The organism is Paracoccus tegillarcae, from assembly GCF_002847305.1.
Classification (GTDB): domain Bacteria; phylum Pseudomonadota; class Alphaproteobacteria; order Rhodobacterales; family Rhodobacteraceae; genus Paracoccus; species Paracoccus tegillarcae.
On the sequence record NZ_CP025408.1, the window covers coordinates 942,778 to 955,424 of the forward strand.

Consider the following 12,647-nt stretch of genomic DNA (forward strand, 5'->3'; position numbering starts at 1 on the left):
CCGATGCTTCGCCCTGCCCTGATCGCCTGCATGCTGATGACCACCGCCCTGCCCGGCGCGGCGCAGAACGTCGCCTTTGGCGGAATTCAGGCCGATACCAGCGCGCCGGTCGAGATGTCGGCCGACAACCTGACCGTCAATCAGGCCGATGGCAGCGCCGTTTTCACCGGCAATGTGATTATCGCGCAGGGCGAGATGAAGCTGCAGGCGGGCGAGGTCACCGTGATTTATGCCGAGGGCGGCCAGCAGCGCATCGAATCGCTCAAGGCAACCGGCGGCGTGACACTGGCCAGCGGAACAGATGCCGCCGAGGCGCAAGAGGCGCTGTATGAAGTGGAAACCGGGATGATCGACCTGACCGGTGATGTGATCATGACCCAGGGCCAGAATGTTCTGACCGGCGACAAGATGCGCGTCAACCTGGCGGACGGGACGGCGCAGGCGCAGGGCCGCGTGCGCACCGTGTTGCAGCCGGGCGGGAACTGATGGCGCCGTCCGAGAGTACACCGCAGAGAAACGGCTTGCATGTCAGGGGCCTGCGCAAATCCTATCGCAACCGACCCGTGATCCGCGATGTCTCGATCGATCTGGCGCGCGGCGAGGTCGTGGCGCTGCTGGGGCCGAACGGCTCGGGCAAGACGACATGTTTCTATTGCATCGCCGGGTTGGTGACGCCCGACGCGGGCGAGGTCATCATTGACCAGCAGGATGCGACGGGCCTGCCCATGTTCCGCCGCGCCCGCATGGGCATAGGCTATCTGCCGCAGGAAATGTCGATCTTTCGCGGCCTCAGCGTCGAACAGAACATCATGGCCGTGCTCGAGGTGGTCGAGCGCGACGTCCATCAGCGCCGGATGCGGCTAGAGGAACTGCTGGGCGATTTCTCGATCGGGCATTTGCGCGGCGCGCCCGCCTTGGCGCTGTCGGGCGGCGAACGCCGGCGGGTGGAAATCGCGCGGTGCCTTGCCTCCAGCCCCAGCTTTCTGCTGCTGGACGAGCCCTTCGCCGGCGTCGATCCGATTGCCGTGGGCGAGATCAGGTTGCTGGTCCATGACCTCAAGTCACGCGGCATCGGCGTGCTGATCACCGACCACAACGTACGCGAGACGCTAGGGATCGTTGACCGGGCCTATATTTTGCATGACGGACATGTGCTTATGTCGGGCACCACCGAAGAGATCGTCCGCGATCCACGTGTCCGCGAGGTCTATCTGGGCGACAGTTTCAGCATGGCATGACGCGCCGGGGTCGGCACCGATGAAATCCCGTCTGACCGTTGACAGGTGCGCTGGACTGTCACCAAATGAGGGTAAGGGCGGTTGCGTTCCGTCCTCACTCGCGCCGTGTGGTTGCGTCACCCATGATGCCCCCTGCGGCCGGGCAACCGGAAAGGAAAAATAAATGCGCTATACGATCAGCGGAAAACATATCGACGTGGGCGAGGCGCTGACCTCGCATGTCAAGGAAGAGTTGGGCGAGGTGCTGGAAAAATACTCGCAGCGACCAACGGACGCGACGATCACCTTTTCCCGCGATGCGCATCAATTCCTGTGCGACTCGGTCGTGCACCTCTCGACCGGCCTGACCGTTCAGGCCAAAGGCACCGCCAACGAGATCTATGCCGCATTCGACGCCTGCCGAGAGCGCATGGACAAGCAGCTACGCCGCTACAAGCGGCGGCTGAAAGATCACCACAAGGACCGGAGTGGACCTGTTGAATTCGGAGAGGCGGGCATGTATGTGCTGGCCGCCGATGAGGATGAATGGGAATCGCAGGAAAGTGGCCTGCAACCGATCATCATCGCCGAGATGGAATCGCGGGTGCCAACCCTTTCTGTTGGCGACGCGGTGATGCAGATGGAACTGGCCGGGGCACCCCTGCTTGTCTTCCGCAACGAGAAACATGGGGGCGTCAATGTCGTCCACCGCCGCGACGACGGAAATGTAGGCTGGATCGACCCTCGCAGCAGCAAATAGTGCTGAACTGAACGACGCGCACCCTTTGCCCGCCAGAGCCATTCGGTCTCGGGCGGGCAATTCGCCCGAAAGGCAGACCCAATGCAACTTGGCGATATTCTGGAACAGGGGGCCGTACGGTCCCTGTCGCAGGTCACGTCGAAAAAGCGGCTTTTCCATGAATTGTCGGAACTGGCGCACACGGTTTACAAACTGCCAGCCTCTGAAGTTCTGGACGCTCTGCAGGAACGTGAAAGCCTGGGTCCGACCGGCGTCGGCCATGGCGTCGCGCTGCCGCACGCGCGCCTGCATGGGCTGGACAAGGTGGCCGGCCTGTTTATCCGGCTGGACAAGCCGCTGGATTTCGACGCCGTGGATCGCCAGCCGGTCGACCTGATTTTTGCGCTTCTGGCGCCCAAAAACGCGGGCGTCGATCACCTCAAGGCGCTGGCCCTGGTGTCACGAACCCTGCGCGATGCCGATCTGAGGGCCAAGCTGCGGGCCAATGACGATGCAACGACGCTGCACGCCGTTCTGGCCGCCGCTCAGGGCATCAAGGCCGCATGAGGGTTTGGCGCTAGCCCGATTCGGCCTTATATTGGGATCATCACGGCCTTGAGGAGGACCGAAGATGAGCAAGCATATCAACGACCAACCTCGCGAACAGGGTAATGCGCGACTGCGTGAATTCACCCGGCAAGAGCGTGAAACCGGCACCCACCCGGCGATCGACGCGCTGCGCCATCGTCCTAAGGATCGTGACGGCGACAGCAGAAAGACCGCTGAATACGCCCGGATCGAGCGCGGCCATACCGCCTGAGCAGCACCGTTGGGCAGCGTAGCCACAACCTTTAAGACATGCTCTGTTGCTGTTGCCCTGCGGCCTATCCCCGAATGACCTGATCACGCCGACGGCCCATCAGGGCCGCTGAATCAGATCCCAGAGATTTCCCCAGGGATCGGCGAACACCGCGACGCGGCCGTAATCCGCTGTTTTCGGCTCGCGCACAATGCGCGTTCCCGCCTCGCGCAACCGCGCGAGATCCGCGTCAAGATCATCCGTATCCAGAAACAGGAACACGCGGCCGCCGGTCTGGTTGCCGACGGCCGCGCGTTGGATGTCGTTGCTGGCGCGCGCCAGCAGGATCGAGGCACCGCCGCCCGCAGGCTGGACCAGCACCCAACGCTTGTCCTGTTCGGGCTGGTATTCGTCCTGGATCAGCCGAAAACCGACCACATCCACATAAAAGCGGATCGCGTCATCGTAATCGGGGACTACCAGTGCGATATGGGCCAGCCTCTGGCTCATGCACGGACGAGTTTTTCGTAATCCTCGGCGACCTCGCGGGTGATGCTGCCAACCTGGAAATTATAGTCGCCGATCTGGCCCACAGGCGTCACCTCGGCGGCTGTGCCGGTCAGCCAGCATTCCTGGAAATCGGCCATTTCCTCGGGCTTGATGCGCCGCTCGTGCACGGTCAGGCCCTTGTCCTTCAGCATCTGAATGACGGTCTGCCGGGTGATGCCGTTCAGAAAACGGTCGGCCAGCGGGGTATGGACCTCGCCATCCTTGACGAAAAAGATATTGGCACCGGTCGCCTCGGCGACAAAGCCCTCCCAATCCATGAACAGCGCGTCCGAGCAGCCTTTGTCCTCGGCGACGTGCTTGGACATGGTGCAGATCATGTACAGGCCGGCGGCCTTGGCGGCTGTCGGGATCGTTTCGGGGCTGGGGCGTTTCCATTTGGCAATGTCCAGCTTGGCGCCCTGCCATTTGGCATCGCCGTAATAGCTGCCCCATTCCCAGGCGGCGATTGCCATGCGGACCGGGTTCCGCCGTGCAGAAACGCCCATATCCTCGCCCGAGCCGCGCCACATCACCGCGCGCACATAGGCATCGGTAAAGCCACTGGCATCCAGCACCTCTGCCTTGGCGGCGTCGATCTGCTCGGCCGTATAGGGCGATTTCATATCCAGCAGCCGCGCCGATTCGATCAGCCGCAGCGAATGCTCGTGGCCCTTGAAAATCTTGCCGGAGTAGCAGCGCTCGCCCTCGAAAACCGAGCTGGCATAATGCAGCGCGTGGCTGAGGATATGCACATTCGCATCCCGCCACTCTACCAGTTTGCCGTCCATCCAGATCTTGCCGTCGCGATCGTCGTAAGCGCCCGCCATGTCACACCCCATCCCAAGCTTTGCGAATCTTGCGTATAATTTACAATCTTTTCAGATTAATTGCGCAAGACGGCTTGACGGCTAACAATGGAATCTTGGAAAGTCAACAAGACTGACATATCGCGGAAAGACGAAGGAACGATCATGCAGGAAAAGCTGCGAACAAGCGGACTTGGCGGCGAGAACCTGCTGTTTCTGACCGACGATCAGTTGCGTCGCGGCATCGAAGCGATGTTCTTTGCCTATCGCGCCTTCACCGCCGACCCTGATCTGATTCTCGCGGATATGGATTACGGTCGCGCCCATCACCGCGCCCTGCATTTCATCAATCGCGACCGGGGTCTGACCGTGACCGCCCTGCTGGATGTGCTGGGCGTGACCAAGCAATCGCTGAACCGGGTGCTGCGCACGCTGATCACCGACGGGCTGGTCGAAAGCCGCGTAGGCCGCCGCGACCGCCGTGAACGCCAGCTTTACCTGACCGACACCGGCACCGCGCTGGAACGCCGGTTGTCCGAGGCTCAGCGCGCGCGGATGCGGGCGGCCTATCGCAATGCCGGCCCGCAAGCGGTGGCAGGTTTCCGGGAGGTCCTGGAAGCAATGATGGACCCCGAGACGCGCTCGCAGTATCAGGCACTGAAAGAACTGCCTGATCCGCGGAAATGACCAGCATACCCGATACTCATATCCTGATCGTCGACGATGACGAACGTATCCGGGCGCTCTTGCGGCGTTTTCTGGAAAAGAACGGCTTTTTCGTCAGTCAGGCCCGCGACGCCCAGCAGGCGCGGCGGTTGCTGGGCGGGTTGGAATTCGATCTGATCGTTCTGGATGTGATGATGCCGGGCGAGGACGGCTTTGCGCTGACGCGCGACCTGCGCAAGACCATCGACACGCCAATCCTGCTGCTGACCGCCATGGGCGATACCGAAGACCGGATCACCGGGCTGGAAAGCGGCGCCGACGATTACCTGCCCAAACCCTTCGAGCCGCGAGAACTGCTGCTGCGCATCGCCGCCATCTTGCGCCGCATGCCGACAGTAGAGGCTGCGACGCCGAAATTCCTCAGCCTTGGCACCCTGCGCTACGATACCGAAAAGGGCGAATTGTGGCAGGGCGAAACCCCGCTGCGCCTGACCGGCACCGAACAGGCCTTGCTGCGGCGCCTGGCTGCCAGCCGGGGTCAGCCCGTCAGCCGCGCCGATCTGATCGATGATCTGGGCCGCGGCGGCGGAAACGGCAATGGTGAAGAGGCCGATAACAGCGAACGCGCCATTGATGTGCAGATCACCCGCCTGCGCCGCAAGATCGAGGCCGACCCGCGCGAGCCGCGTTTTCTGCAGACTGTGCGTGGCACCGGCTATATGCTGGTCGCTGATTAGGGGCTGCGCTAGATTAGCACTCGCATGGACGCGAATCCCACATATCACGGCCAGCCGGTAACGGCTGAAATCGCTTTGGCGCTGCTGCAATGGCAGGCCGAGATGGGCGCGGATGAGCCGATTCTGGACGCGCCGCTGGATCGCTTTGATCTGCCCGCAGCCAGCGAAACGCGCGCTGCGCCGCCGATAATGACCGCTGCACCCTCGCTGCCCGGCATTGACGCGCCCGCCACGGCGCCGGTGGCCCCGCGCCCCGCCGATGGCCCCGATATCGCAGCCCTTGTGGCGCAGGCGCAGGCACTGGCCGAAGGTGCCGATACGCTCGATGCGCTGGCCGCCGCGCAAGAGGGATTTGACGGGATCGAACTCAAGAAAGGCGCGCGCAATTTCGCCTTTGCCGATGGCAACCGCGATGCGCGCGTGCTGATCCTGGGTGAGGCCCCGGGTGACGAAGAAGACCGGCAGGGCCGCCCCTTTGTGGGCCGCGCGGGTCAGTTTCTGGATCGCATGTTCGCGGCCATCGGACTGGCGCGTGATGCCGTGGATGCGGAAAAATCGCTCTATATCACCAATGTTTTACCATGGCGTCCCCCGGGCAATCGCGACCCTTCGCCCGATGAAATGGCGATGATGCTTCCCTTTGTCCGGCGGCATATCGCATTGATGGATCCGCAGTTCATCGTGCTGATGGGCAACACGCCATGTCAGGCTGCACTGGGCAGAAGGGGCATTTTGCGCCTGCGTGGCACCTGGACCCAGGCCTTTGACAAGCCCGCCCTGCCGATGACCCATCCGGCCTATCTGCTGCGCAACCCGGTGGCCAAACGCGAGGCCTGGGCCGATCTGCTATCGCTTGCAGAAAGGCTGGACGCAGCCACCGTTTAGGGTTCATTTCCTATAGATGGGTTAGTCCCGTGCAAAACGGGCAGGTTCAAACATGCGCTTCTTGCTACGCAGCCTTGGCGGGCTGTTCATCACTGCCGTGACCTTCGGGCTGCTGTTTCTGGCGGCCTTTCAGGTGTGGCTGGCGCTGGAACAGTCGCGCACCGGCGGCGCCCGCGGGCCCGACGCGCAAGAACAGGCCTTTACCGTCCAGCTGCTGACGCTGGAGGCTGCCTCGATAAACCCGGTGATGCAGGTCTTTGGCACGGTCGAATCGCGCCGTCGTCTGGAACTGCGCGCAGGCGCATCCGGGCGGATCACCTATCTGGACCCGAACCTGCACGAAGGCGGCGCGGTTCAGGCCGGCCAACGGCTGGTACAGACAGATCCGTCGGCGGCGCAGGCGGCGTTGGATACGCTGTTGGCCGCCGAGGCCGAAGGCCAGGCTGCGCTGCAAGACGCCCGCCGCGCCGTGACGATTGCCACCGACGATCTGGCCGCCGCGCGCAATCAGGCAGACCTGCGGCGCGCCGCCGTCGACCGCCAACGCAACCTTGCTGATCGCGGGCTTGGGACCAGCGCCGATCGCGAGGCGGCGGAACTGGCTGCCTCCAGCGCGGATCAGGCGGTGCTATCGCGCCAATCCGCCCTGGCCGAGGCCGAAAGCGCCGTCTCGACCGCCGAACTGGCATTGCGCCGCAACATGATCGACCTGACAGAGGCGCGCCGGTCGCTGCAACTGACACAGGTTCAGGCCAGCTTTGACGGGCGTGTTACCTCGGTCACGGCGGTCGAGGGCGGTCTGGTCAGCCAGAACGAACAACTGGCCGAGATCATCGACCCCGACGCGCTGGAAGTGCAAATTCCGCTGTCGCTGCAACAGTATTCACGGCTGATCGCACGTGATCAGGGGCTGGACGGCACGCCGGTTCGGGTGGTGCTGGACGGATCTGCCGGGCGGATCACGGCGCCGGCCCATCTGGACCGGGCGGCGGCCTCGGTCGCCGAAGGTGCGGCGGGCCGCACCGTATTTGCGCGGCTGGACGAACCCGATGCGCGCCTGCGTCCCGGCGATTTCGTCACCGTCGAGATCGACGAACCACCGCTGCAACCGGCAGCCCTGATCCCGGCGGCTGCGGTCGGGCCCGACGGCGCGGTGCTGGTGGCCGATGAGGAAAACCGGTTGCGCGCCCACCCGGTCAGCGTGTTGCGCCGGCAGGGTGACCAGGTGGTGATTGCGGTGCCCGATGAACTGGCCGGCGCACGCATCGTGGCCGAACGCGCGCCGCAACTGGGCACAGGCATCCTGATCCGCGACGCCGCTGCGCCGGCAGAGAACGGCACGGTTGCCGGACCGGGCGACCAGCAGCAGGCACGCCGGCAGGGCGCACAGGCCGATGGCTGAGGGACGCGGCCTCCTGTCGCTGTTTGCGCGACACGCCACGCTGGCCAATCTGGTGCTTGCTGTCATGGTCATCGGCGGGCTGGTTGCCGCGCCCCGCATGCGCGCGCAGTTCTTTCCCGACACGGTGATCGAGCAGATCAATATCTCGATCCGGTGGGATGGCGCGGGCGCCGAGGATGTCGACCGTTCGGTCATCGCGGTGCTGGAACCCGCCTTGCTGGCCGTCGAAGGCGTCACCGAAGAGGAATCGCGCGCCACCCAGGGCTCTGGCCGGATCGAGTTGGAATTCGAGCCGGGCTGGGACATGTCTCGCGCCGTCTCTGATGTGGAAACAGCGCTGGCCACCGTCGACACCCTGCCCGAAGGCGCAGAGGAACCCGAGGTGTCGCGCGGCGCATGGCGCGACCGGGTGGCCGATGTGGTGATCTCGGGGCCGGTCGGCGTCGATCAGTTGAGCAGGCTGTCTGATGACCTGCTGAACCGGCTCTATGCCCGCGGCATCACACGGGCCACCGTATCGGGTCTGGCCGCGCCCGAGGTCGTGATCGAGGTCAGCATGGCGGATCTGGTCCGCTATGACCTGACCATGGATGCGATCGCCCAGACCGTCGCCGCGGCAGCCACCGCGCAGCCGGCGGGCGATGTTGCCTCGGGTGCGGCACGGGTGCGCACCGGATCAGAAGCGCGTGATCCGGCCGCGGTCGCCGCGCTGCCGCTGCGGCTGGGGGCTGACGGCTCCGAATTGACCATTGGCGATGTGGCAAGCGTCACCGCGACCAGCATGGACAGCGACGAGGCCTTTTATGTCGGACGCGATCCGGCAGTGGTGATCCAGGTCCAGCGCGCCGCCGCCGGCGACGCCATCGGCATGCAGCGCGAGGTCGAGGCCGCTGCCGAGGCGATGCGCCCCAGTCTGCCTGACGGCGTCCAGATCGAGCTGGTACGCGCACGCGCCGAAATGATCTCGGGGCGTCTGCAACTGCTGATCGACAATGCGATCCTAGGTCTGGGGCTGGTGGTCTGCCTGCTGTTTCTGTTCCTCAACGCCCGCACCGCGCTGTGGGTGGCGGCGGGGATCCCGGCCTCGCTGCTGGCGGCAATCGGGCTGATGTATATGTTTGGCATGACGCTGAACATGATCTCGCTTTTCGCGCTTATCCTGACACTTGGCATTATCGTCGACGACGCCATCGTGGTTGGCGAACACGCCGATTATCGTGCCCGCAAACTGCGAGAACCAGCGGTGGTCGCGGCGGAACGTGCAGCGCAGCGGATGGCCGCGCCGGTCGTGTCCTCGACCCTGACCACGATCATTGCCTTCGGCGGGTTGATGGCCATCGGCGGACGTTTCGGCAATCTGATCCTCGATATCCCGATGACGGTGATCATGGTGCTGGCGGCCTCGCTGATGGAGTGCTTTCTGGTCCTGCCCAACCACATGTCCCACGCCCTGACCCGCGCCGCCCGCAACCACTGGTATGACCGGCCCTCGCAATTCGTGAACAAGGGGCTGGACTGGATCACCCTGCATGCGGTGAGACCGGGCATGGGCTGGCTGATCCGGCTGCGCTATCCGGTCTTGGCCGCGACGATTGCCCTGTTTGGCTGGTCTGCCGCCTCTTTGATCACCGGCAAGGTGCCCTGGCGTTTCTTTGATTCGCCCGAACAAGGCAGCGTCGCGGGCAATTTCGCCATGCTGCCCGGCTCGACCCGCGATGATACGCTGCGCGTGCTGGGACTGATGCAAGATGCGGTCGCGGGCGTCGCCGCCGAGTATGAGGCCGAATACGGCGCCAACCCGGTTACCCATGCGATGGCTCAGATCGGCGGCAATTCAGGCCGCCCCCTGCCCGGCGCCGACACCAAGGACGCCGATCTGCTGGGCTCGATCCAGATCGAGTTGATCGACGCAGATTTGCGGCCCTATTCCAGCTTTGAACTGGTTGGCGATCTGCAGGCGGCCATGCCGAACGATCCGCGACTTGAAACGATCAGCTTTCGCGGATTTCGCGGCGGGCCGGGGGGGGATGCGATCTCGGTGCGCATGTCGGGCGCCGAGGCGCAGCGCCTGAAAGAGGCCGCCGAGGCACTGAAGACGCGGCTGTCCGCCCTGCCCGAGGTTTCGGCGCTGGAAGACAGCATGTCCTACGACAAAGAGGAACTGGCGCTGGAACTGACCGCGCAGGGTCGCGCGCTTGGCTTTACCACCGAGGGTCTGGCGCGCGAATTGCGGCAGCGCCTTGGCGGGATAGAGGCGGCGACCTTTCCCGTGGGCATTCGCAGCGGCGCAATCCAGGTCGAACTGCCCGAGACCGAACGGCGCGGCGACTTTCTGGACCGCATGATGATGCGCTCGACCTCGGGGCGGTGGGTGCCACTGGCCGATATCGTGACCGTTGGCAGCCGGGCGGGCTTTTCCACCATCCGACGCGAGAACGGCGTCCGAATGATCTCGGTCACCGGCGACATATCCGACGACAACCCCGCCCGCGCAGCCGAGATCACGGCGGATCTGCAAAACCTGATCCTGCCGCAGATCGCATCGGAATATGGCATCGATTTCGAGGCCACCGGGCTGGCGGAACAAGAGCGTGACTTTCTGGGCGACGCCATGCTGGGCTTTGCGCTGGCGCTGCTGGGCATCTACATGGTGCTGGCCTGGATCTTTGCCTCGTGGACACGCCCGCTGGTGGTGATGGCAGTCATTCCATTCGGGCTGATCGGCGCGGTTTGGGGGCATTCGATCTGGGGGCTGCCCATGTCGATGTTCTCGATTGTCGGGTTGATCGGCATGTCGGGCATCGTCATCAACGACTCGATCGTGCTGATCTCGACCGTGGACGAATATGCCAAGAATCGCGCCACGCGGCCCGCGATCATCGACGCGGTTTGCAACCGCCTGCGTCCTGTCCTGCTGACCACACTGACCACGGTTCTGGGACTGGCGCCGCTGCTGTATGAACGGTCTTCACAGGCGCTGTTTCTGAAACCGACCGTGGTCACGCTGGCTTATGGGCTGGGCTTTGGGATGATCGTCGTGTTGCTGGTCGTGCCGGCCGCACTTGGCATCGGCGAGGACATCGCCCATGCCCGCCGCGGCTTTCGGCGCGGTCTGCGTGCAGGGCCGCTGCGGATGCCGCTGCTGACGGGGTCGCTGGTGGCGGCACTGGGCTTTGTCGCGCTGCTGGTGCCGGTCACGCTGGTCCCGGCATTCGGCCTGTCGCTGCCCGAGTGGTGGCCGGTCGCCGGTTCGGCAAGTCAGGCGATGATGTGGTATCTGGCGGCTGTCCTGCTGGCGGTTCTGATCGCCGCCGTGACCCTGCTGGTCAGGTCGCGGCGCAGCCCTGCATCTGCACCGCCGGCCGATCCCCGATCAGCGTAAAGACCAGACCGTCCGTATCCAGATCGAAACGCGCGCCGTCCGGCTGCACCAGATCGGCGCTGGCCGTCAGTCCTGCTTCGCCATCCGGCGACAGTTCGGGAACCGATATCCATACCTCTGGCCGCGCCGGCAGTTCGACCGCGATGGCGCGAACCCAGCCCGCATCCGCCAGCGTCAGGTCCAGCCGCAGGCCGTCATCGATCCCGCTGACCCGACACTGCGGCTGATCGGCACTGCCCGAGGGCTGCTGGTTCAGCGCCGTCTGGATAACCGGGTCGGGCTGGTTCGCAGCAGGCGGTGCATCAAGGGTCAGATGCGCCGGCACGCAGATATTCTCGCACAATCCGAAATCCACGACGGTGGCCAGGTCAATCGGCTGGCCGGGCGTTTTCGGCACGATGCTGAACGGCAGCACCAGCCTGTCATGAAAGCCAAAGCTCAGTGAGCCACCCGAATCGATCAGCTCCGGCGCGGGCCATTGCACGGTGAGTTCACCAATGTTTTGCGAGGCGCCCCAGTCAAAGCTGGGCGGAATGCCGCTATCGCCGGGACTGCGCCAATAGGTTTTCCACCCCGGCTGCAAGCGCAGCTCTAACGCCGCGATCCGGTTGCCCTGTTCATCGGTCCAACCCGGCAGCAGCCGCGCATCAGTCAGGCCGGGCGGCAGATCTTGCGCATGGGCAGCAACCGCTGACAGCGCGAAAGCAAGGGCAAAAAGTTTCATGGGTCCAGCCTCTAAGGCGAGAACTGGCCGCCGAAAAGTCACAAAACCGCGTGGGGCTTGCAAGCGCGCGCCGCAATGTCGATCTTGTTAGCAACAGGAGTTTGCATGACCGACCACACTGATCTGACAGGAAAGATCCTGATTGCCATGCCAGGCATGCTTGATCCGCGCTTTGAACGCTCGGTCGTGCTGATCTGCGCGCATTCCGATGAAGGGGCGATGGGACTGGTCCTGAACCGCCCGCTGCCCGAGATCGAGTTCAACGACCTGCTGGGACAGTTGGGCATAGATGCGGACGACCAGACCCAGCAAATCGAGGTCCGCTTTGGCGGTCCGGTCGAACCGGGGCGCGGTTTCGTGCTGCATCACGCCGACCGCATCGAGGACGACGAGGCCGAAGGCATGATGCGCATCGGCACCGATCTGGCGATGACCTCGACACGCGACATTCTGGAAGATCTGGCCCATGGCAGCGGCCCCGGTCAGGCCGTTCTGGCGCTTGGCTATGCCGGCTGGGGGCCGGGCCAACTGGAGGACGAAATGCTGGCAAATGGCTGGCTGACGGGCGAAACCGGTGAGGATCTGATCTTCAGCACCGACAATGAGGCCAAGTGGGGCGCCGCGCTGCGGGCGCAGGGCGTGGATCCCTCGCTGCTGTCCGCCGCCGCAGGAAGGGCTTGATAAAAAACGATAAAACAGTTACAAAGACGCCTTCAAGCAGTCGAATAGCGAGCCTTCATC

14 protein-coding genes are annotated in these 12,647 nt (G+C 64.1%); 11 read left to right on the forward strand and 3 right to left on the reverse strand.

The window, feature by feature from the left end; all coding sequences use genetic code 11:
• Positions 1–3: 3 nt before the first annotated feature.
• The 5 genes from lptA (at position 4) to CUV01_RS04760 (ending at position 2,776) form a co-directional block, all read left to right on the forward strand.
• Positions 4–486 (forward strand): lipopolysaccharide transport periplasmic protein LptA, encoded by a 483-nt coding sequence (gene lptA / locus CUV01_RS04740; RefSeq protein WP_101459453.1) that lies wholly within the window; start codon positions 4–6, stop codon positions 484–486.
• Positions 486–1,238 carry an LPS export ABC transporter ATP-binding protein gene (gene lptB, locus CUV01_RS04745; protein ID WP_101459454.1) on the forward strand — a complete coding sequence of 251 codons (753 nt, stop codon included), beginning with the start codon at positions 486–488 and terminating at the stop codon, positions 1,236–1,238. The genes lptA and lptB overlap by 1 nt, the downstream gene beginning before the upstream one ends.
• Before the next feature lie 163 nt (positions 1,239–1,401).
• Complete coding sequence (gene hpf / locus CUV01_RS04750) at positions 1,402–1,977, forward strand: ribosome hibernation-promoting factor, HPF/YfiA family (protein WP_101459455.1); 576 nt, start codon at positions 1,402–1,404, stop codon at positions 1,975–1,977.
• Between the two features lie 81 nt (positions 1,978–2,058).
• A complete protein-coding gene (locus CUV01_RS04755; RefSeq protein ID WP_101459456.1) occupies positions 2,059–2,523 on the forward strand; it encodes a PTS sugar transporter subunit IIA in 465 nt (154 codons plus the stop codon).
• Between the two features lie 64 nt (positions 2,524–2,587).
• Complete coding sequence (locus tag CUV01_RS04760) at positions 2,588–2,776, forward strand: hypothetical protein (protein ID WP_101459457.1); 189 nt, start codon at positions 2,588–2,590, stop codon at positions 2,774–2,776.
• 99 nt (positions 2,777–2,875) lie between these two features.
• On the opposite strand, the gene CUV01_RS04765 is transcribed toward CUV01_RS04760, so the two are convergent.
• Together CUV01_RS04765 and CUV01_RS04770 are read right to left on the reverse strand one after the other, a co-directional pair.
• Positions 2,876–3,265, reverse strand: coding sequence for a VOC family protein (locus tag CUV01_RS04765; RefSeq protein ID WP_101459458.1), 390 nt, complete (start codon positions 3,263–3,265; stop codon positions 2,876–2,878).
• The gene (locus tag CUV01_RS04770) at positions 3,262–4,131 is read right to left on the reverse strand and encodes a branched-chain amino acid aminotransferase (RefSeq protein ID WP_101459459.1); all 870 of its coding nucleotides are present in this window, start codon (positions 4,129–4,131) and stop codon (positions 3,262–3,264) included. Before CUV01_RS04770 ends, CUV01_RS04765 begins: the two co-directional genes overlap by 4 nt.
• A 144-nt stretch (positions 4,132–4,275) precedes the next feature.
• Here CUV01_RS04770 and CUV01_RS04775 point away from each other — a divergent pair, with 144 nt between their 5' ends.
• The 5 genes from CUV01_RS04775 to CUV01_RS04795 are packed head-to-tail and all read left to right on the forward strand — an operon-like array spanning position 4,276 to position 11,182.
• Positions 4,276–4,797 (forward strand): MarR family winged helix-turn-helix transcriptional regulator, encoded by a 522-nt coding sequence (locus CUV01_RS04775; protein ID WP_101461873.1) that lies wholly within the window; start codon positions 4,276–4,278, stop codon positions 4,795–4,797.
• Positions 4,794–5,513 carry a response regulator gene (locus CUV01_RS04780; protein ID WP_101459460.1) on the forward strand — a complete coding sequence of 240 codons (720 nt, stop codon included), beginning with the start codon at positions 4,794–4,796 and terminating at the stop codon, positions 5,511–5,513. The genes CUV01_RS04775 and CUV01_RS04780 overlap by 4 nt, the downstream gene beginning before the upstream one ends.
• 24 nt (positions 5,514–5,537) lie before the next feature.
• Positions 5,538–6,398, forward strand: coding sequence for a uracil-DNA glycosylase (locus CUV01_RS04785; RefSeq protein WP_101459461.1), 861 nt, complete (start codon positions 5,538–5,540; stop codon positions 6,396–6,398).
• A 52-nt stretch (positions 6,399–6,450) separates the two neighbouring features.
• Positions 6,451–7,800: an efflux RND transporter periplasmic adaptor subunit gene (locus CUV01_RS04790; RefSeq protein ID WP_101459462.1), complete on the forward strand. Its 1,350-nt coding sequence runs from the start codon at positions 6,451–6,453 to the stop codon at positions 7,798–7,800.
• Positions 7,793–11,182: an efflux RND transporter permease subunit gene (locus tag CUV01_RS04795; protein WP_101459463.1), complete on the forward strand. Its 3,390-nt coding sequence runs from the start codon at positions 7,793–7,795 to the stop codon at positions 11,180–11,182. Before CUV01_RS04790 ends, CUV01_RS04795 begins: the two co-directional genes overlap by 8 nt.
• Here the strand turns inward: CUV01_RS04795 and CUV01_RS04800 are convergent.
• Complete coding sequence (locus CUV01_RS04800; RefSeq protein WP_101459464.1) at positions 11,127–11,906, reverse strand: protein-disulfide reductase DsbD domain-containing protein; 780 nt, start codon at positions 11,904–11,906, stop codon at positions 11,127–11,129. The genes CUV01_RS04795 and CUV01_RS04800 overlap by 56 nt on opposite strands.
• 105 nt (positions 11,907–12,011) lie before the next feature.
• Between CUV01_RS04800 and CUV01_RS04805 the strand changes: the two genes are divergently transcribed.
• Positions 12,012–12,587, forward strand: a complete 576-nt coding sequence (locus tag CUV01_RS04805; RefSeq protein WP_101459465.1) for a YqgE/AlgH family protein — start codon at positions 12,012–12,014, stop codon at positions 12,585–12,587.
• Positions 12,588–12,647 lie beyond the last annotated feature (60 nt).